At 40.8% G+C, this 19,202-nt stretch carries 20 protein-coding genes and 1 tRNA gene; 6 read left to right on the top strand and 15 right to left on the bottom strand.

Features of this window, described 5'->3' with window-relative positions; translation table 11 throughout:
• The first annotated feature begins 764 nt into the window (after positions 1-764).
• Positions 765-944 (top strand): hypothetical protein, encoded by a 180-nt coding sequence (locus JI665_RS27790; RefSeq protein WP_206846148.1) that lies wholly within the window; start codon positions 765-767, stop codon positions 942-944.
• 65 nt (positions 945-1,009) lie between these two features.
• Here JI665_RS27790 and JI665_RS27795 read toward each other — a convergent pair whose 3' ends face one another.
• Positions 1,010-1,924, bottom strand: a complete 915-nt coding sequence (locus JI665_RS27795) for a DMT family transporter (protein WP_206846150.1) — start codon at positions 1,922-1,924, stop codon at positions 1,010-1,012.
• A gap of 147 nt (positions 1,925-2,071) precedes the next feature.
• Here JI665_RS27795 and JI665_RS27800 point away from each other — a divergent pair, with 147 nt between their 5' ends.
• Positions 2,072-2,770 (top strand): MgtC/SapB family protein, encoded by a 699-nt coding sequence (locus JI665_RS27800; RefSeq protein ID WP_206846152.1) that lies wholly within the window; start codon positions 2,072-2,074, stop codon positions 2,768-2,770.
• 67 nt (positions 2,771-2,837) lie between these two features.
• Positions 2,838-2,910: transfer RNA gene (locus JI665_RS27805), tRNA-Ala, on the top strand.
• Between the two features lie 487 nt (positions 2,911-3,397).
• Here JI665_RS27805 and JI665_RS27810 read toward each other — a convergent pair.
• The 8 genes from JI665_RS27810 to JI665_RS27840 all read right to left on the bottom strand — a co-directional run bounded on the left by JI665_RS27810 (position 3,398) and on the right by JI665_RS27840 (position 10,871).
• A complete protein-coding gene (locus tag JI665_RS27810; RefSeq protein WP_206846154.1) occupies positions 3,398-4,540 on the bottom strand; it encodes a glycosyltransferase family 4 protein in 1,143 nt (380 codons plus the stop codon).
• A gap of 229 nt (positions 4,541-4,769) precedes the next feature.
• Positions 4,770-6,104: a UDP-glucose dehydrogenase family protein gene (locus tag JI665_RS27815; RefSeq protein WP_206846155.1), complete on the bottom strand. Its 1,335-nt coding sequence runs from the start codon at positions 6,102-6,104 to the stop codon at positions 4,770-4,772.
• A 106-nt stretch (positions 6,105-6,210) separates the two neighbouring features.
• Entirely contained in the window at positions 6,211-6,366 is a 156-nt protein-coding gene (locus JI665_RS27820; protein WP_206846157.1) for a hypothetical protein, read from the bottom strand.
• A gap of 201 nt (positions 6,367-6,567) precedes the next feature.
• Positions 6,568-6,669: a cytochrome bd oxidase small subunit CydS gene (gene cydS, locus JI665_RS29300; protein ID WP_414635288.1), complete on the bottom strand. Its 102-nt coding sequence runs from the start codon at positions 6,667-6,669 to the stop codon at positions 6,568-6,570.
• 12 nt (positions 6,670-6,681) lie between these two features.
• On the bottom strand, positions 6,682-7,707 hold the full coding sequence (locus JI665_RS27825) for a cytochrome d ubiquinol oxidase subunit II (protein WP_206846159.1): 1,026 nt from the start codon (positions 7,705-7,707) through the stop codon (positions 6,682-6,684).
• Entirely contained in the window at positions 7,704-9,050 is a 1,347-nt protein-coding gene (locus JI665_RS27830; protein ID WP_206846163.1) for a cytochrome ubiquinol oxidase subunit I, read from the bottom strand. The genes JI665_RS27825 and JI665_RS27830 overlap by 4 nt, the downstream gene beginning before the upstream one ends.
• Positions 9,051-9,540: 490 nt before the next feature.
• Complete coding sequence (locus tag JI665_RS27835; protein ID WP_206846165.1) at positions 9,541-10,185, bottom strand: SDR family oxidoreductase; 645 nt, start codon at positions 10,183-10,185, stop codon at positions 9,541-9,543.
• A gap of 71 nt (positions 10,186-10,256) precedes the next feature.
• Positions 10,257-10,871 carry a protein kinase family protein gene (locus JI665_RS27840; RefSeq protein WP_206846167.1) on the bottom strand — a complete coding sequence of 205 codons (615 nt, stop codon included), beginning with the start codon at positions 10,869-10,871 and terminating at the stop codon, positions 10,257-10,259.
• Positions 10,872-11,377: 506 nt separating this feature from the next.
• On the opposite strand from JI665_RS27840, the gene JI665_RS27845 reads away from it, so the two are divergent.
• Both JI665_RS27845 and JI665_RS27850 read left to right on the top strand, forming a co-directional pair.
• Entirely contained in the window at positions 11,378-11,527 is a 150-nt protein-coding gene (locus JI665_RS27845; protein WP_206846168.1) for a hypothetical protein, read from the top strand.
• 96 nt (positions 11,528-11,623) lie between these two features.
• Positions 11,624-12,616: a potassium channel family protein gene (locus JI665_RS27850; protein WP_206846169.1), complete on the top strand. Its 993-nt coding sequence runs from the start codon at positions 11,624-11,626 to the stop codon at positions 12,614-12,616.
• Here JI665_RS27850 and JI665_RS27855 read toward each other — a convergent pair.
• From JI665_RS27855 to JI665_RS27865, 3 genes are all read right to left on the bottom strand, one after another.
• Positions 12,613-13,020: a YugN-like family protein gene (locus JI665_RS27855; protein WP_206846170.1), complete on the bottom strand. Its 408-nt coding sequence runs from the start codon at positions 13,018-13,020 to the stop codon at positions 12,613-12,615. The two genes, JI665_RS27850 and JI665_RS27855, sit on opposite strands and share 4 nt — an antisense overlap.
• A gap of 128 nt (positions 13,021-13,148) precedes the next feature.
• Complete coding sequence (locus JI665_RS27860; RefSeq protein WP_206846171.1) at positions 13,149-14,498, bottom strand: glucose-6-phosphate isomerase; 1,350 nt, start codon at positions 14,496-14,498, stop codon at positions 13,149-13,151.
• Positions 14,499-14,713: 215 nt separating this feature from the next.
• Positions 14,714-15,877, bottom strand: a complete 1,164-nt coding sequence (locus JI665_RS27865) for an iron-containing alcohol dehydrogenase (RefSeq protein ID WP_206846172.1) — start codon at positions 15,875-15,877, stop codon at positions 14,714-14,716.
• 198 nt (positions 15,878-16,075) lie between these two features.
• Between JI665_RS27865 and JI665_RS27870 the strand changes: the two genes are divergently transcribed.
• Positions 16,076-16,309 carry a DUF378 domain-containing protein gene (locus tag JI665_RS27870; protein WP_009331627.1) on the top strand — a complete coding sequence of 78 codons (234 nt, stop codon included), beginning with the start codon at positions 16,076-16,078 and terminating at the stop codon, positions 16,307-16,309.
• Positions 16,310-16,385: 76 nt separating this feature from the next.
• Here the strand turns inward: JI665_RS27870 and JI665_RS27875 are convergent, their stop codons facing one another.
• From JI665_RS27875 to JI665_RS28805, 3 genes are all read right to left on the bottom strand, one after another.
• The gene (locus tag JI665_RS27875; protein ID WP_414635289.1) at positions 16,386-17,630 is read right to left on the bottom strand and encodes a Glu/Leu/Phe/Val family dehydrogenase; all 1,245 of its coding nucleotides are present in this window, start codon (positions 17,628-17,630) and stop codon (positions 16,386-16,388) included.
• Between the two features lie 150 nt (positions 17,631-17,780).
• Complete coding sequence (locus JI665_RS27880) at positions 17,781-18,980, bottom strand: ornithine--oxo-acid transaminase (RefSeq protein WP_206846173.1); 1,200 nt, start codon at positions 18,978-18,980, stop codon at positions 17,781-17,783.
• 119 nt (positions 18,981-19,099) lie between these two features.
• Positions 19,100-19,202: hypothetical protein (locus JI665_RS28805; protein WP_236566339.1), on the bottom strand; the 103-nt coding region annotated here is incomplete at its 5' end.

Here is a 19,202-nt window from a genome sequence, read left to right on the forward strand (position 1 = left end):
TCTCCATATAAGAGTTGATTAAGCTCATAAGTTGTCTTTTCAAAAAAGACTAAAGAATTAACGTTGACGTTTTTGTTCGTTCAGTTTTCAAAGATCAATTTCTCTTTGTTATATTTTACCTTATCACTCAGAAGCGACTCTATAAATATAACATGTTATCCTTTAACAAGTCAACAACTTTTTCAGTATGTTTTTTTAATTTAACTTGCCTCGTTGAGGACAAGAATTAATATACCATGACTTATTAAATGTTTGCAATATAATTTTAAAAAATATTTTTCTTTATATATTTTCAGTGCATATTATTATTTCTCTTCTCCTTTAGATTGTTGTTTTGGAATCAAATAAAAAAAGATACCTTTACGAAACTGTATTTACTTTTAATTGTTCTGAAGTCAGATCTCATAAAATGTGCATTTTATAACATCAAATTAATAAGCATTTTACCTGAACTTCCGAAAATTTATTATATCAGCAACACATTATGCGAAACCTCCATCTCACATACCCACAAACTTATCCACCATAAAACACTTATTAATCCAGTTGTCAACAAAGTTACCCACAGCGCGTGGATAACTTTGTTCAGTTTTCCACACTTTTATAAGCTTCTTTTAACAATAATTAAATTTATACCTAATTTATTGATTAGCCATCCCGGGAATGAGAAATCGAGTTTTAAAAAATAACAATATAAAGATATAGTAATAGTTTTGGTTATTTTTCATAAAATCTATTAACGCTACTTTAAACGGAAGGTGTGAATGACACTGGAAACCGCTGCCCTATATCTATCTGTAATCATGGCCATATTTTTGTTTGCTTATGCCTATGCAGAGGGGATTAAAATTGCAAATTCAGATGAAGAGGTCTATGGAGGCACCTTCATCTTTTCTGTTACAGCTGCATTTATTTTTTCTGCTCTGACCTATGTATTTAGATAAAAAAAATCTCCCCATTCCCAGGGAGATTTTTCTCTTATATATTTCAAAATATATTACTCATCTATTTATCCGGAAGCCGTTGTTTTTTTCTTTAATTCTTTCATTCGAATCCTTCTCTCATCTAATAAGAAAAGAGTTATTCCTCCAATTACAATTGTTCCCCCAAGAACTTGCGTCCATAAAATAGACTCATGAAGTAAATAATATGCTAAAACAGCAGCACCAACTGGCTCAAATAAGATGGCCATAGAAATGGTTGAAGTGCTTAGCCACTTTATTGACCAATTGAATAATGTATGTCCGAGCAGAGTGGGAACAAGAGCAAGCAAGATAAAATATACCCAATCACTGGTTCCATATGGGAGTAAAGGTTCTTCGACGATTAACACGTAAAAAAACAATGTAATAGTGCTTATACTATAAACAACAAAGGTGTAAGTAACGAGCGATAGTCTTTGTCTGACTGTTTGGCCAAACATTAAGTAAGCCGTTACCAGGGCGCAGGCGATGATTGCAAGTATATCCCCGAACAAAGCAGTCCCGCTGATTTGAAAATCTCCCCAGCTGATAATAACACTGCCCGCAATTGCCAGAAACCCGCTTAAAATGGCTTTCCAGGTAAACTTTTCTTTAAAAAAGAGATATGTGCCTGCAAATGCAAACAAGGGCTGGAGAGTCACAAGGACTGTGGAACTGGCTACAGAGGTGTAGTTAAGTGACTCAAACCAGAGAATAAAATGGAATGCAAGAAACACACCGGCAATGATGGAATAGATCCAATCCCGCCGTGTAATAAGACGAAGTTCCGGAACATACTTTATAAGAAATACAGGCAGCATGAAAAGAACAGAAAATAATAATCTGTAAAAAGCAATGACTCCCGATGGGGCGCTGGATACCTTCACCAATATGGCTGATGTAGAGACAGAAATGACGCCAATTGCCAGGACAACATAGGGATTTATTTTTTTATCTGACATTTTTTTATACTCCTTGTTTCTGTTTCCTAATAATTAGGGTATATTTCATTTTACAACGTTTAGTCAAACTTTTACTACGGTTTTATTTTAGCAGGATTTTAAAGATCATATTTTGGATATATAATACTTAAAAAAGCGGGAGATATTATGAGCAGTTTAGAGATAGAAATATTAATGAAGCTGGGTATTTCAGCAGTCCTGGGTCTTGTAATCGGCCTGGAGAGAGAATTAAAAAGAAAGCCTGTCGGCCTAAAGACCAGTTTAGTTATTTCCATAGTAAGCTGCCTGCTGACTATTGTGTCTATAGAGTCGGCTTATATGTTTCCCGGTAATGATGACATCAACATAACGATGGATCCTCTCCGTTTAGCTGCCCAGATTGTATCAGGAATCGGCTTTTTGGGTGCAGGCGTTATTTTAAGGCGGGGAAATGACAGTATTTCGGGTCTTACAACAGCAGCTTTAATTTGGGGGGCAGCAGGAATTGGAATTGCTGTAGGAGCAGGCTTTTATATTGAAGCAATGGCAGGAGTGGCGCTGCTTATTATTTCAGTAGAGGTAATTCCTCTTATCATGGGCATAATTGGCCCCAAACGCTTAAGAGAAAAAGAAATCAATCTGCAGCTGAAAGTTAGGGATAAAGAAAATATCGCTGACATCATCCCAGCGGTAAAAGACCTTGATATCTCTATAAAACATATTCGCATAAAAGATTTAGAAGATGAACATCTGCATCTTGTACAGCTGATTGTTGCCGTCGACTATAAAAGAAGAACTACTGATGTTTATTACAGCGTTTCAAGTATCCCTGGAGTGCAGTGCATGGAAATCGATAGCATGCAGTAAAATTTTTTAATAATTCCTCTTGCAAGATAACTCCGATGTGGTTATAATTTTTCTTGTACCACTTCTCGGGGGATTAGCTCAGCTGGGAGAGCGCAACGCTGGCAGCGTTGAGGTCAGGGGTTCGAGCCCCCTATTCTCCATACTAATATCAAAACGCTCAACCACTTTATGTACAAGAGGTTGAGCGTTTTGATTTTTTCTTTGCCTTTTATCAGATTTTCTATATTTACTATTGAGGGGCACGAATTGGTCACTTCACTCTTGCGTGACCATTTATAAGCAATTAGTTAAGGAATAAATTCATTATAAATGGAGTTTTTTCGTTTAGTTTTTTATTTTCTCTAATGGCACTTCAGTTTTTTTCACAAATAGTAATAACTTTATTCGTTATCCTATTGGCAATAATATTTGCTCTTATATTTTAAAGAGAAGCTAAATTTATCCCAATGTAATATTATTTTAAATAACTAATGCCAGCTTTTTGGTTATATATATTATTAAGTTAATCGAATTTGCTTGGTGAAAGATGGCTTTGGCAGTTAAAAAATCCAAGCATTGTTGATTTTATTAGATATTTCTTTTCGAAAACCTCAGAAAACTTCACTATCTTCAACAATGAGAATCTCTTTATGCATATCTCTTTTCCCCGCTGTCTCCAATTACATGTGCATAATGTCCCAGCAGATCTTCAAAAATTCTATCCCACTTTTGTGTTAAAGCGAATTCCCTTCCTTCAAATCCCATTTGTGTCCGATGCTTTGGATTGGTCAGCATATTTATAATTGCTTCAGAGAATTCTTCAACATTGCCCGGTTGACATAAGTGACCAGTTACCCCGTCCTGAATAATGCTCTTGACTCCTCCTGAGTCCGCGCCAATAACAGGGGTTCCGCTTGCCAGCGATTCCAGAACAACATTTCCAAATGTCTCGGTTGAAGACGGAAAGACAAATAAATCCGATGCGGAGTAAATTTCTGAGAGCTCCCTGCCTTTTAAATAGCCTGTAAACATCATATTTTTTGGGGCATTAGCCTGTAGTTGCCCACGAATCGGCCCGTCCCCGACAATAAGCCACTGAACGTTTTCTTTGAGATATGATGGGAGTATTTTTGCTATCTCTATAAGAATTTCTGCATTTTTTTCAGGTGCCAGTCTGCCTGCATACATTATTAGGTATTTTCTTCGTATTGAATATTTCTTGCGCAATGAAAGCTTATCGTGGTACGGATGGAACAGCTGACAGTCGACACCTCTCGGCCAGATTTCCAGATTAGTGAAGCTGTGCTCCTTTAATTGATTTAAGGTCTCAATTGATGGAACAAAGGTTTTTTTAAAGGGACTGTAAAACCATGTCATATATTTCCAAAGTATACTTGATAGAAATTTAAGATCATAGAATTGCAGATACTGGTCAAAATCAGTGTGATAGGAACCCACAAGAGGGATGTTTAGTTTTTTTGAACAATAAACACCGCTTAGCCCAAGATTGAAAGGTGTGGCAACGTGTACGATATCAGGCTTGAACGCTTCTAATTCATCCTTAATTTGGAAATAGCTAGGAAAAGCAACTCGGCATTCAGGGTATAAGAAAAAGGAAGCGCTTTTAAAACGGTGAATATGTTTGGAAACATACTCGTCTCGCTGGTTAGCAGGTGCGAAAATTTTAACCTCAATGTTTTGTTCACTTAAATAATCGGTGAACCTTTTAAGTGTCCGGGCGACTCCATTGATGTCTGGATAAAAGGTATCAGTGAATAGGGCAATTTTCATATGTGCCTCCTTGCCATTATTTCAGCTCTTTTCTTTAAAGAACTAATAAATAAAAACTTCAAATACCAGCTATAGAACCAAGAGCTCCTTCTCCAATCACACCTGACGGAAAGCGAAGAACCATACAAATGTTAGAAATAACCACAAGAATATCCAATGTTATTCACATGATAGAGACGGAGGAAAGGCAAGGAGCATTTTCAGAATGACTAATCCTCTCTTTGTGTGTTTAACTGCTTTTAACTCTAGTCATCTGGTCATGTAAAATAGAAGATCTTCCTATGGAAATATAGGTTAATGGATGTTTACGGACATCCGAAAGAGAGTAGCAGTTTCTTCCGTCAATAATGACAGGAGATTTCATTCTTTCAGCGTATACCTTCAAAGACAGATGTTTGATTTCGTCCCATTCTGTTGCAATAATGGCAAAGTCAGCACCTTCAAGTGCTATTTTAATATCCATTGTATATTCGATTGTATTCCCTAAGACACTTCGAGCATTAGGAATCGCAGCAGGATCATAGGCGATGACGAAGGCACCTTCTTCCAGAAGCTTTTTGGCTATGATAAGAGACGCTGCTCCTCGAACATCATCTGTATCCGGCTTAAATGCAAGGCCAAGAAGAGCCGCTCTTTTGCCTTCCAAGGAGCCCAATACGTTTTCGGCTTTACGGACAGCTAAGGTCTGCTGCCGATTATTCACTTTAATAACCGATTCAAGGAGCTCGAATTGATGCTGTATATTACCCGCTAATTGAACAAGAGCTTTTGTATCTTTTGGGAAACAAGAACCACCATACCCTAATCCAGCTTGAAGAAAGTGCGGTCCAATCCGTTTATCCTGTCCTATCCCATATGCGACATCTTCAATGTTAGCTCCTACTTTTTCACATATTGCCGCAATTTCATTAATAAAACTGATTTTTGCTGCCAGGAAGGCATTAGAAGCATATTTAATCATTTCTGCACTTCTTGTATCTGTTTTATAGATTGGTATATTTAGAGGAAGGTAGATTTCTTCCAACTTTAATGCTGCGCGGCTCGATTCTGTTCCTAAAATTATTCGGTCACCATTGAAAAAATCTAAAATGGCAGACCCTTCGCGCAAAAATTCAGGATTAGATACGACCTCTACCTTGAAAGGCGGAGGATTTACACTTTGAATAATTTCTTTTATTTTTTCATTTGTTCCTACTGGGACTGTGCTCTTTGTGCAGATAATAACTTCATTTTCAATGCATGTGCCAATTGCATATGCTGCAGCATGAATGTAATCAAGATTTGCTGTACCGTCATGATTTTCCGGTGTGCCAACTGCAATAAAAATTATATCTGCATCCTTATAGGCAATTTTAGGGTTTGCAGTGAATGCCAAACGGCCATTTGAGAGATTATTTTTCAGCATTGGTTCAAGTCCCGGTTCGAAAATAGGTGATTGCCCCGTTTTAAGCAGCTGAATTTTTTCTTTCCGTATATCTGTGCAAATCACATGATGGCCCATTTCAGCTAAACAAACCCCCGTAATTAATCCCACATAACCTGTTCCGGCAACAGCAATTCTCATGCAATCCCTCCTGAGCATTTCTTACTGCAATTTTATTAGCTAAACCTTAAAGATAATCCTGACGGCATGTTAATCTATTGTAATAAATTTAAGAAAAGGTAAACTTTCAGCTCCCAGCGCGCTCAATCAATTCTCTTTCCAATATTTCTAATAGATAATCAAGAAGCTGATTCCTTAATTCTTCTCTTTGCAGCGCAAATTCGATATTTGTTTGAATAAATCCCATTTTTTCACCTACATCATTCCGTGCCTTCAAATTCACAGGCATACACCTTTTGATATTGATTGAGACTGTTAATTGCATCAGTCAGCTTACCATCAGCATTATCACCTTCTCCTCTTTTCATCCAATTATAAAGAGTGAATATAATGCTCAATTGATTTCTTTGTTAAGAAAAAGTTAAAAATTCAAATTTTTCTTAACAATAAAAAAAGACCAGCCCTATAAGGGCTGGTCTACAAGTTACTCCTCTATCCGCCCGTCCTTCCCAGCCAGCCAGAAAGCCGCTGCAATGGAAGCAATGATCACAATAAACGGTGCATAAAACATCACAAATTCTGCCATGGTTTTTCCCTCCTATGCATGATCGTCCCGTTTTCCCTGGACATAGTCTTTATTGAAAAGGAATAGCCTGAGAAGCAGATAAAGGGACGGCAGGAGCAATCCCAGTCCTGCTATGAAGGCAATGATGAGAGCGATGGCCATAGCTTCGTTTGTAAAACCATCATAAATAGTCAGGTATGGATAAAGCAGGTATGGATAATGCGAGATTCCATAGGCAAAGAACGCCACTAAGAATTGTCCTGCCAAGAGCCCAAATGCGAGTCCGTATAATTTACGCTTCCATATTAGATAAACAGTCCCTACAAACAGGATGAATGAGATGCCAAACAGCCACCATAGGTCCATTAATCTGCTGAAATGCTCAGGATTATGATCCCGCAGTTCGACAATAATGCCTGTCGCTGTTACAATAGCAGGCACCGCCCATATTAGAGCGTATTTTCTAAGCAGCTCTGTGGCCGGTTCATCGGTTGCTTTATTGGCATACCACGTCAGGAATACTGCTGATATATATAAAACTGCTGATATACTCAGTACGACGATGCTCCATGTAAGCGGACTGGTGAACAATGCCCAGTAGTCAAGCTCCAGGCCTGATGATGTTTCACTAACGAATCCGCCTTCTGAAATGGTCAGGACAATGGACAGAGATGCAGGAATGAAAAGACCTGAAAGTCCATACAGATAGGTCCATTTTTTTTGTCTTAGCCCGCCGTAGGTGGTAAAAGCGTAATAAGATCCGCGGATGGCCAGCAGGACTACTGCAATGCTTGCCGGCACCAGCAGGACTGTTCCATAATAATAGGCTGTTTTTGGAAAGAATCCGACAATGCCTACGAAGAAAAACACCAGGAACACATTCGTAACTTCCCAAACCGGTGATAAATAACGCTGAATAATACGGGTTAAAATATGCTGTTTTCCGCGAAATAGACTGTATGCGTTGAAAAATCCTGCACCAAAGTCAATAGAGGCAACGATGACGTATCCAAATAGAAACAGCCATAAGACGGAAATTCCGATGATTTCAAGCGTCATCGCAGCTCACCTTCTTTCTCCAGCTCACGGTCGGACAATTCCTGTTCGACCGGATTTTTGCGGAACATTCTGGTGAGGACAATAATGCTTCCAATTGCCAGCACCAGATATAATCCTGCAAACAGCAGAAGCATAAGGTCTACTTGACCGCTTGAGGTTGCGGCATCTTCAGTACGCATGATGCCCCTCAGAATCCACGGCTGCCGTCCAACCTCAGCAAACCACCATCCCGCTTCAATTGCGATTATGGATAAAGGGCCACCCAAAACGATCAGCCAGCGAAACCACTTCGACGAAACAAAACGCATTTTAAACCAGGTGCCTAAGACGTAGAAAAGCGAAAGTGCCGTCATCCACATGCCAATCGTCACCATAAGGTCAAAAAGGTAATGGATATATAGCGGCGGAATTTCATCCTCTGCAAATTGGTCAAGTCCGATCACTTCGGCATTCGGATTGCTGTGCGCAAGGATGCTGAGTGCATATGGAATCTTAATGGCATATTTCACTTCGCCGTCATCAAGAACCCCATAGAGCATTAATGGTGCCCCTTCTTCTGTTTCAAAATGCCACTCGGCGGCAGCCAATTTTTCAGGCTGGTATTCCGCAAGGTATTTTCCGGAGAAGTCACCAATTACCGCTGTAGCGATCGAGAAAATCAATCCGATTTTCATTGTGAGCAGCAATGCCTTCTTATGGTAGATATGATTCGATCCTTTTAGAAGGCGAAAAGCTCCTATTGATGCAAGGACAAACGCTGATGTCATATAGGCTGTTGAAAGCACATGCGTAACCTTCGTTGGCATGGCGGGTGTGAACATTGCCAGTATCGGGTTAATATTTACCAGCTGGCCATTCACAATGTCAAAGCCCTGCGGTGCATTCATAAATGCATTTACAATGGTAATGAAAATAGCAGAAAACGAAGCCCCTATTGCAACTGGGATTAATAAAAGCATATGCTTTTTCTGGTTCTCAAACCGATCCCATGTATACAGATAAATCCCAAGGAAAATCGCTTCAAAGAAAAAGGCAAAAGTCTCCATAAACAAAGGCAGCGCAATGACATTGCCTGCTAGTTCCATAAAGTTAGGCCACAGCAATGATAGCTGCAGGCCGATGGCTGTCCCCGTAACAACACCGACAGCCACCGTAATGACAAAACCGCGCGTCCATCTTCGGGCGAGCAAAATATAATGTTCATCCTGTTTTTTTATCCCCACCCATTGTGCAATCATAATCATGAGCGGGATGCCGACACCAATGGTGGCGTAAATGATGTGGAAGGATAATGTCAGCTCAGTTAAGACACGGCTGAAAAAGACAGATTCCTCATTTCCCATTTAACATTCTCCTTTTCCTATCCTGCAAAAATACGTCCAATAAAAGAAAGCCCCATTATGATAGCCACTGTAAAAGCAAGCCACATTAATATGCGTTCCTGTTTTTTATACATTCACTCACTCCTCTTGAATGCTCATTACATCACATTATTCCACAGTTTTGAAGAAAAAGCTGTGACACTAAAACAACATTTGTATGAGGAAAATATGAAATCTTATGTATTTCCTTTTACAATTCCTTATTCCCTATTGAGAAGCAATTAAAACGAAAAGGACATTGGAATTTGCCAATGCCTGGTTCAACTAATCTTCTAACTTATATGTGTTTAAGTATAAGCAGCCCTTAAGGCAAAATCTCTGCTTTTGTTAATTCTACTCTTTTCCTCCATTGGGCAGACTCCTGTTTTTTCTAATTTAATTTTCTCTAAGCGGGATAATTTATACTTGAATTTGCCGAAAAAAATCCCGGTGCATACACACCGGGCAAAAGTTATATATTTTTCAATGCTGCTTCCGCATCTTCTTCACCTGAAACCAGATCAAATGCGCGTTTATAGGTGCTTTCACTATCCAGGACAGCATAAAGAGTTTTAGCTACATCCTCACGGGGAATGAAGCCACGCTCCAAACTTTCTGCTGCTTTGATTTTGCCGGTTCCCGCTTCATTTGTCAGGCCCCCTGGACGAACGATTGTGTAATTCAAGCTGCTGTTTTCCAGGATTCTGTCGGCATAATGCTTCGCAGCGTAATAAGGCTTGATTTTTTCATTCCACTTATCACGATTATTCGCCTGTATAGCGCTGACCATTATAAACCGGTCCACACCAGCCTTCTCCGCCGCTTCTATTGTTTTTACAGCTCCATCAAGGTCAATCAGAAGAGTTTTGTCATAGCCTGTATGTCCGCCTGAACCTGCAGTAAACACAATTGCATCACAGCCTTTGGCAGCTTCAGCCAATTCATCAACCGTTCCTTCAAGGCTTGCGACTGCCGTCTCCACACCCGTATCTTCAAACTTCCGGGCCTGCTCTTCTTTTCTGATCATCGCCCGTACTGTATGTTTATCTGCTTCTTTTATAAGCTTTACCAGCTGCTTTCCGATTTGTCCGTTTGCTCCGACGATTAGAACTTTCATGGATACCTGCCCCTTTCTGTTTATGTGGTCTTTATTATTTAAAAAGAAAAATGCCATATCAAATGAACTGTTTAGGAACCCATACGGAAAATCCGCTTTTTATAAAGTGCCGCAATTGTATTCATGATTAAAACAGGGATCTTCTTTGGAAAATATCTTTTTCTGTAAAATCTATAGAATGCATGCTTCAAGTCGTCCCACTGTGTACAATTCTTCGTTTGTTTAAATCGGGCAACATCAATGATTTTAATATGGTCATCCTCTGTAAGAATAATGTTGCGCAGGTGGATATCCGAAGGGTTAAGCCCTCTTTCCCTCGCAAGCTTTAAAGCCTCATCTATTTGCCTGATTTTCTCCTCTTCTATCGGGACTCCTTTTGCTAGACATTCAAACAAAGTCAGTCCCTGTACATAATCAATTACAATATAGTTATCTCCAGAGCAATATAATGAAGGATAGTACGGATGGTCGGGCAACGACCTGTATATCTCCGCTTCTTCCCTGGCGGTTCTTTTAAACTCCGGAAAAAATACCTTTAATACAAGATTGGTTTCTTTTAACCTAAAAGCAAATGCACTTCTCCCTGCTCCTATAAATTCCAAACTGTCGTCCTTCTCGAGAAGTCTGGTCCAATTAAGGCTTCTGGAAAACTTTACACTGTCTGCAAGCTGCTGATATGATTTCATCTCTAAACCTCCCTGTTCCAGACTCTTCCCTAAAAATAAAAGGCACTGAACCATTTATTGGTCTCAGCGCCTTAAAAACAAAAGAGACCTTACCAAAATAAATGGTAAAGGTCTCGCAAGCAACATTTTGTTGCCAGTAAAGCCGGAGATTCATTATCTCGTATTGACGACTCTACTTGACAGCTACTCCCCTTTAGGAAGAATCCGAACTATTTTGTTAAATTAATTATATGATTAATTAATCTATTCGTCAAATGATACGTTTTCGGCAGCCTGCTTTTCAAAGCGCACTCCAAATGCCATCATATTCTTGAGTAAATTGGTATAAACGATGTGTTTACGTGCAAAATATGAGGGTAAACTATATTCGTTCTAAATTTCATGTGCAAATTATTAAGGGATTTACCGTTTAAATGGAAAAGAAATCGGGTAACATAATTGTAACATTATAAAGGAATTTACTATCTGCCCGATAGTCCTATATATCCCTAAAGGAGGGAGTCATCATGGATTTTGAACACGAGGCTGTCATACTAAAAAGAGAACTCTCCCTTCTCATGGATGAATATGAAAGGTGCGAGATTGACGACGTGAGAAATGAAATATCAAAGGATATTCAACTGCTGAGCCGTGCAATAGACGATATACTTAACTAAAGTATATGCTGGCATGGCTTTTTTTATATTCTATACGGCTGGCATTTTTTAGCAGTCAGCTGCTGAAACCTTTTGTAAATTAGGAGGGGTATTTTTATGCCTCAGCACATCTATTACAGTTTTATACGTCTCCCTTTAGTAATCAGAATTCTGCTGATTGCCCTGATGGTGATCTTTCTTTTTGGGGGGTTAATACATATTATTGAGCCGACCTCCTTTCCGACTTTTTTTGATGGAATCTGGTGGGCGGTTGTAACTGCTTCAACTGTCGGTTTTGGAGATTTTTATCCCAAAAGCACTGCAGGGCGTATTGTGGGCATTGCGCTTATTTTTACTGGTGCGGGTTTTCTGTCTACCTATTTTATTTCACTTGCAACAGCAGCAGTTACCCGGCAGAATGACTTCCTGGAGGGGAAAATCGAATATCGGGGTCAAAACCATATTGTTGTAATTGGCTGGAATGAACGTTCAAGGGAGATCGTTAATACTCTCGGAGGCGATGGGATGAACCATTCCATTGCTTTAATTGATGAAACACTGAGGTCAAATCCTGTTCCCCATAATAATGTACATTTTATTCAGGGACGCGCTAACAGAGATGATGTCCTCATGAAGGCAAATATATTTGATGCCAAAAAAGTAATTATCACAGCTGATCAGAACAAAGATGAACTGCATGCTGACATGAATTCAATTTTAACCTTATTGGCCATCAAAGGATTAAATCGCGATGTTCAATGCATCGTTGAAATATTAACTTCAGAACAGGCAGCCAACGCTAAAAGAGCGGGGGCTGATGAAATCGTTCAGACGAATGTTCTAACGAGCTTTGTCATGATCAACAGCATTTCTTCCCAGGAGCTCGTTACTTCTTTTCTTGATTTGCTGGGACAGCTCGATAAACGAAAATTAACTTTTCAGCCTGCATCAGAAGATATAGAAAATAAGACTTTTGCTGAACTTAGTGCCGAACTTATGAAAGAAGGCATTCTGCTCTTGGGTGTTAAAAGAGGGGAAGAAACCCTTGTTAATCCTCCCCAGCCTTTTATAATTCTTCAGCAGGATCAGCTGATTGTTATACTCGGTTAATCTCTTAATAAAATAGACTCCAGCTCTTCGACAAGCGCTTTGCCGAGATCAATAAATTCTTCCGGAAAACGAGCGTCCTTATCTACAGGCTCCGAGAATTGATCAAAGGAGGCGCTGAAATTCCCTGTATAAGCGTGGTCATCCAGGCCGCGCTGATACTTATGTGAAAGCAGAAACGGCCTGCCAATTTCCACCGTACAGCTTGGATCATCAAGCTGCCCATCAATTGCCTTAAATGGGACCCTTAAAAACTGGTACCCCACCTCATCATCAATTTTATAATCAAAAGACCCGTGATCATAATCCCAGTTCCCGCCAACCGAATAGCCAATCGGCTTTAGAGCCTGCTCCAGCTTATACAAATCAAAATGCTTTCCTTCCACTTTTGAAGGTATCTCAATCACTGAATCCATCCCCTTTTACTCTTTTTGCTTAGTTTCTCCAAAGTAAGGGATATCATGAATGCGATTTAGCAGCGGCATCTTTTTCTCCAATAAAAAAACGCCCACCCGCAGGCAGACGTTTTTCACTATTACTTTAATCTCTTTTCAAGTTCAGCTTTTTTCTCTTCAAATCCTGGTTTTCCTAATAGGGCGAACATGTTCACTTTGTATGCTTCCACACCAGGCTGGTCGAACGGGTTCACTCCCAGCAAGTAGCCGCTCATTGCACATGCTTTTTCAAAGAAGTAAACCAGGTAGCCAAATGTGTAGGCATCCATTTTCGGAATGGAAACGATCAGGTTTGGCACTCCGCCGTCTGTGTGGGCAAGCATTGTCCCTTCAAAGGCTTTGTTATTTACAAAGTCGACAGTCTCACCCGCAAGATAGTTCAGGCCATCAAGATCATTCTCTGCTTCTTCAATGGTAAGCTCATGGCGTGATTCTTCCACCTTGATAACCGTTTCGAAAAGGTCCCGGCGGCCTTCCTGCACATACTGGCCTAATGAATGAAGATCAGTAGAGAAGTTTGCTGATGAAGGGAAAATTCCTTTCTGGTCTTTTCCTTCACTTTCACCGAACAGCTGCTTCCACCACTCTGCAAAATATTGAAGTCCTGGTTCATAGTTGATCAGCATTTCAATCGTTTTGCCTTTGTTATATAGAACATTGCGGACAGCAGCGTACTGGTATGCTGCATTATCCTGAAGCTCAGATTTGCTGAAGTCCTCGCGTGCCTGTGCAGCACCGCTCATCATATCTTCAATGCTTGCACCGCTGACAGCAATCGGCAAAAGACCTACTGCTGTGAGGACAGAATAGCGGCCACCGATATCATCAGGAATAATAAATGACTCGTAGCCTTCCTCTGTCGCAAGAGTCTTTAAAGCCCCTCTTGCTTTATCGGTTGTAGCATAAATTCGTTTACGCGCTTCTTCCACACCATATTTTTCTTCCAGCAGTTTGCGGAAAATACGGAAAGCCAATGCAGGCTCAGTCGTTGTGCCTGATTTGGAGATAACATTGATGGACCAATCTTTGCCGTCAAGAAGGTCCATTAGATCCTTCATATAAGCGGAACTAATATTGTTGCCCGCAAATAATACCTGCGGAGTTCCGCGCTTTTCTTTTGGAAGTGCATTATAGAAGCTGTGCTGAAGCATTTCAATAGCCGCACGCGCTCCAAGATAGGAACCTCCAATTCCAATGACGATAAGGATATCGGAATCACTTTTAATTTTCTCAGCAGCTTTTTCGATGCGGGAGAACTCTTCTTTGTCGTAGTTTGCAGGCAGATCAATCCAGCCTAAAAAGTCACTGCCAGCGCCAGTTTGTTCATGAAGGGAGTGATGTGCTACCTTCACGGCATCCTGCAGATATGTAATTTCATGTTCGCCAAAAAAAGGAAGTGCTTTTGCGTAATCAAAACGAACGTGTGTCATGAATGTCCTCCAGTTTTTTTCAAATTTAAACAGCCTGCAGTAATTCTGGCTGTCATCCTTATACCACTTTAACGAAAGCATCAAAGTTAATCAAGAATCATCCCCTAATGTAAGCGTGTCCAATTTTGACATATTTTTTACGCGCAAATGGTGATTGTCATTTTTCGGCGAAAAATGTAAAAGGACTCTGCCTATGGCAGAGTCCAGCCTGGTATTTATAAAGAAGCGCGGTAGATTGAAACCACGTCATCATGATTTAATTTCGCGAAATTGCCGAATTCTCCGTTGACAGTCGCTTTGTCTGCCATCAATTCAATCTTGCTGTCATCGATATCATAATCAGCCAGGCGTGACGGTGCACCAATGCTGTTCCAGAATGCACGAAGCTTTTCAATGCCTTCAAGCGCAATATCCTCATCTGTTTTTCCTGCGGGATCCACGCTAAATACACGGGTAGCCAGCTGCTTGAATCGCTCAGGCTTCACGTTCAGATTATGCTTCATCCAGTTCGGGAATAGAATGGCCAGACCGCCGCCATGAGGAATATCATAAACGGCCGATACTGCATGCTCGATATTATGCGTAGCCCAGTCTCCCCGGTAGCCCATATTCAGAATACCGTTCAATGCCATTGTGCCGGAATATAAAATGGTCGCACGATGGTCATAGCTTTCAAGATCTTTAAGGAGCTTAGGAGCAGCTTCCATAATGGTAATCAGCAGCGATTCACACATACGATCCTGGAAATCTGTATTTTCTTCAAAATGGAAATAATGCTCCAGTACATGGGACATCATGTCCACAATTCCATAAACCGTCTGATTCCTTGGCACTGTGAATGTATTAACAGGGTCAAGGATTGAAAATTTTGGGAAAGTAACAGGACTGCCCCATCCATATTTTTCATTTGTTTCCCAGTTTGTAATAACAGATCCTGCATTCATTTCAGAACCGGTAGCCGCTAATGTAAGAACGGTTCCAAAAGGCAGAGCTTTTGCAGCAAATGCTTTCTTAATGACCAGATCCCAGGCATCGCCATCATATTTAGCACCAGCTGCGATTGCCTTAGTGCAGTCAATTACACTCCCGCCGCCAACAGCCAGCAGGAAATCGATGCCTTCAGTTTTACAGATTTCAACGCCTTTGCGGACAGTGGAAACTCTTGGATTAGGCTCAACACCTGATAGTTCAAACACTTCAGCACCAATTTCATTTAGCTGTGCCATCACTTTATCATATAAACCATTGCGCTTAATGCTTCCGCCGCCATACACTACAAGAACCTTCTTGCCATACTGCGGAATTTCAGTCTGCAATTGGGATAGCTGATCTTTCCCAAAGATTAATTTAGTCGGATTATAAAAGGTAAAATTTTGCATATCACCATCTCCTTTTCCACATTATTATCTTTCAAATTTTCAGCTATTGCAAAAAGTACGATTCGAAAGGTGAGCATTAGATATCCCGGGTTCTCAGATCATCTTTTTCATTATGGCTATTAACGATTATTACAATGAATATTTTTTATTTCCCTGCAGCAACATAATATTGAACCTATACTACAAGGAGGAAACATCATGAGTGGCATTCAGCGTATTGCACTGGTTCTAACAATTATTGGCGCTATTAACTGGGGTTTAATCGGATTCTTCCAATTTGATCTTGTCGCAGCTATCTTTGGCGGTCAGGATTCAGCCCTTTCACGAATTATATACGGTCTTGTGGGCATCGCGGGCTTAATCAATCTGGGGCTTCTTTTCAAACCAAATGAAGAACTGGAAAGAGAACCTGAAGCAAGGCCAACCCGTTAAAAGAATGCAAAAAATCCTTGCACATTGTGTGCAAGGATTTTTTTATTGAATCAGTATTTATATACCGTTTACTGAATTAAACCCAGCCTCTGAAGCGGGATGCTTCAGACATTTTCCTCGCGCCGACCATATAAGCAGCAAGACGCATATTTACTTTTCTTTGCTGTGAAGTCTGATAAACATTATCGAAAGCCTGAACTAGCACTTTTTTCAGCTTTTCTGTAACTTCCTCTTCAGTCCAATAGTACCCCTGATTGTTCTGTACCCATTCGAAATAGGATACCGTCACACCGCCAGAACTGGCTAACACATCAGGAACAAGCAGGATTCCCCGGTCTGAAAGAATTTTTGTAGCTTCAAGAGTGGTTGGGCCATTTGCTGCCTCTACTATGATGGAAGCTTTAATATTATGGGCGTTTGCAGCGGTAATCTGATTGGACACAGCTGCAGGAACCAGGATATCGCAATCCAGTTCAAGCAATTCTTCGTTTGTCAAAGTGTTATCGAAAAGGGTCGTTACCGTTCCAAAGCTATCCCGCCTATCAAGAAGGTAATCAATATCCAGTCCATTTGGATCATATAGAGCACCATAAGCATCTGAAATGGCGACCACTTTAGCTCCGGCATCATGCATGAATTTTGCCAGGAAGCTTCCTGCATTTCCAAATCCCTGAACAGCCACACGTGCTCCTTCAATGGAAATGCCGCGCTTTTTCGCAGCTTCCTCAATGCATATCACTACACCCTGTGCAGTTGCCTTTTCCCTTCCTTGCGACCCGCCGAGAACAAGCGGCTTGCCTGTGATAAATCCGGGAGAATCATACTCACGGAGTCGGCTGTATTCATCCATCATCCAGGCCATGATCTGTGAATTCGTATAAACATCCGGAGCAGGTATATCTTTTGTAGGGCCAACGATCTGGCTGATTGCCCTTACATATCCTCGGCTTAAGCGTTCCAGTTCCCCCATTGACATGGAACGGGGATCACAAATGATGCCGCCTTTACCTCCTCCATAAGGAAGATCCACAATTCCGCACTTTAAACTCATCCACATGGATAAAGCTTTTACTTCATCCTCATTTACTTCAGGATGAAAACGGACACCGCCCTTTGTCGGTCCTACCGCATCATTATGCTGTGATCTATAGCCGGTGAAAATTTTTATCGACCCGTCATCCATTCTTATCGGGATTCTTACCGTGAGCATCCTCAGCGGCTCTTTCAGCAGCTCATACATCTCACCTGCATAGCCGAGCTTGTTCAAAGCTTCTTTGATCACAACTTGAGTTGAAGTAAATAAATTTAAAGACTCTTCCATTTTTTGTTCAGTTTCTTTACCAGCTACTCCTGCAGCTCCCATCATGGCACCTCTTGATTTTAATATTTAGGAAAATTACAGCAATACTCCATAACCGGCGGCCCTGCATCACAAATTCAGACACAAGGGCCAACTGTCCGTATAATTGTATTAGCTTAATACTTTATTGATTCTTTCAATTGCCCAATCAAGCTCTTCTTCAGAAATGACTAAAGGAGGGGCAAAACGAATAACCGTGTCATGCGTTTCTTTGCAAAGCAATCCTTGTTCTTTAAGCTCTTCACAATATTTGCGGGCTGGCTCATTCAGCTCAACACCAATAAATAAGCCGCGGCCGCGCACTTCTTTAATGACAGGATTATTAATTTCTTTTAATTTGCTCATGAAATAGTCGCCCAGTTTAAGGGAACGTTCTGCCAGCTTTTCTTCAACCAATACGTTCATGGAGGCAACAGATACGGCACAAGCCATTGGGTTTCCTCCAAATGTTGAACCATGTGATCCAGGATTAAATACCCCAAGAACATCTTTATTCGCAACTACGCATGAAATCGGGAATACTCCTCCACCAAGCGCTTTCCCTAAAATGAACATGTCAGGATCTACATCTTCCCATTCGCATGCAAACATTTTTCCGGAACGCGCAAGGCCAGCCTGAATTTCATCTGCAATGAATAATACATTGTTTTCCTTACAAGTTTCATATGCTTTTTTCAGGAAGCCTTCCGGAGGAATCACAATTCCAGCTTCACCTTGGATTGGCTCAATTAAGAAAGCCGCCGTATTCTCAGTGATTGCTTCTTTAAGAGCGTCAAGATCTCCGTAAGGAATCAGCTTAATGCCTGGAAGCATAGGTCCGAAGCCCCGCTTATATTCTTCTTCAGAAGAAAGCGAAACCGCTGTCATTGTACGGCCATGGAAGTTACCTATACAAGCAATGATCTCTGCCTGGTTATCTGCTACGCCTTTTACATCATAGGCCCAGCGGCGTGCAGCTTTGATTGCCGTTTCAACCGCTTCCGCACCAGTGTTCATCGGAAGGGCCATTTCTTTATTTGTCAGTTCACAGATCATTTCATACCAAGGCCCCAGCTGATCGTTATGGAAAGCACGGGAAGTTAGCGTTACGCGGTCAGCCTGATCCTTCAGCGCCTGGATGATTTTTGGATGGCGGTGCCCCTGATTTACTGCTGAATAAGCACTTAGCATATCCATGTATTTATTGCCTTCAGGATCTTCCACCCAGACACCTTCCGCTTTCGAAATAACGATTGGAAGCGGGTGATAGTTGTTTGCACCGTATTTTTCAGTTTGTTCGATAAGTGAATGTGATTTTGTCGCTTCAGTCAATTAAAATTCCTCCTTTTTCAGAATAGTCCTTTATATTGTAACGTTAAGCTATTCTTCTTTAAACTATTTAGGGTTTTAGCATGCACAGATATGAAAATCCTGTGCATGCTTTACAAGTCTTAGTACATTTCAGAAGTAGTCTTTGCCTGCATGTGCAGAAGAATGTAATCAGGCCCGCCTGCTTTGGAGTCTGTTCCTGACATGTTGAATCCGCCGAATGGC

Source organism: Bacillus sp. NTK034 (genome assembly GCF_017303275.1).
Classification (GTDB): Bacteria; Bacillota; Bacilli; order Bacillales; family Cytobacillaceae; genus Cytobacillus.

Coding starts and splice junctions, on each gene's coding strand:
- JI665_RS27850 (WP_206846169.1), top strand. CDS start 11,624: ATGCCTCAGCACATCTATTACAGTTTTATACGTCTCCCTTTAGTAATC.
- JI665_RS27795 (WP_206846150.1), bottom strand. CDS start 1,924: ATGTCAGATAAAAAAATAAATCCCTATGTTGTCCTGGCAATTGGCGTC.
- JI665_RS27835 (WP_206846165.1), bottom strand. CDS start 10,185: ATGAAAGTTCTAATCGTCGGAGCAAACGGACAAATCGGAAAGCAGCTG.
- cydS (WP_414635288.1), bottom strand. CDS start 6,669: ATGGCAGAATTTGTGATGTTTTATGCACCGTTTATTGTGATCATTGCT.
- JI665_RS27845 (WP_206846168.1), top strand. CDS start 11,378: ATGGATTTTGAACACGAGGCTGTCATACTAAAAAGAGAACTCTCCCTT.
- JI665_RS27830 (WP_206846163.1), bottom strand. CDS start 9,050: ATGGGAAATGAGGAATCTGTCTTTTTCAGCCGTGTCTTAACTGAGCTG.
- JI665_RS27800 (WP_206846152.1), top strand. CDS start 2,072: ATGAGCAGTTTAGAGATAGAAATATTAATGAAGCTGGGTATTTCAGCA.
- JI665_RS27810 (WP_206846154.1), bottom strand. CDS start 4,540: ATGAAAATTGCCCTATTCACTGATACCTTTTATCCAGACATCAATGGA.
- JI665_RS27865 (WP_206846172.1), bottom strand. CDS start 15,877: ATGCAAAATTTTACCTTTTATAATCCGACTAAATTAATCTTTGGGAAA.
- JI665_RS27815 (WP_206846155.1), bottom strand. CDS start 6,104: ATGAGAATTGCTGTTGCCGGAACAGGTTATGTGGGATTAATTACGGGG.
- JI665_RS27825 (WP_206846159.1), bottom strand. CDS start 7,707: ATGACGCTTGAAATCATCGGAATTTCCGTCTTATGGCTGTTTCTATTT.
- JI665_RS27860 (WP_206846171.1), bottom strand. CDS start 14,498: ATGACACACGTTCGTTTTGATTACGCAAAAGCACTTCCTTTTTTTGGC.
- JI665_RS27840 (WP_206846167.1), bottom strand. CDS start 10,871: ATGAAATCATATCAGCAGCTTGCAGACAGTGTAAAGTTTTCCAGAAGC.
- JI665_RS27875 (WP_414635289.1), bottom strand. CDS start 17,630: ATGGAAGAGTCTTTAAATTTATTTACTTCAACTCAAGTTGTGATCAAA.
- JI665_RS27790 (WP_206846148.1), top strand. CDS start 765: ATGACACTGGAAACCGCTGCCCTATATCTATCTGTAATCATGGCCATA.
- JI665_RS27870 (WP_009331627.1), top strand. CDS start 16,076: ATGAGTGGCATTCAGCGTATTGCACTGGTTCTAACAATTATTGGCGCT.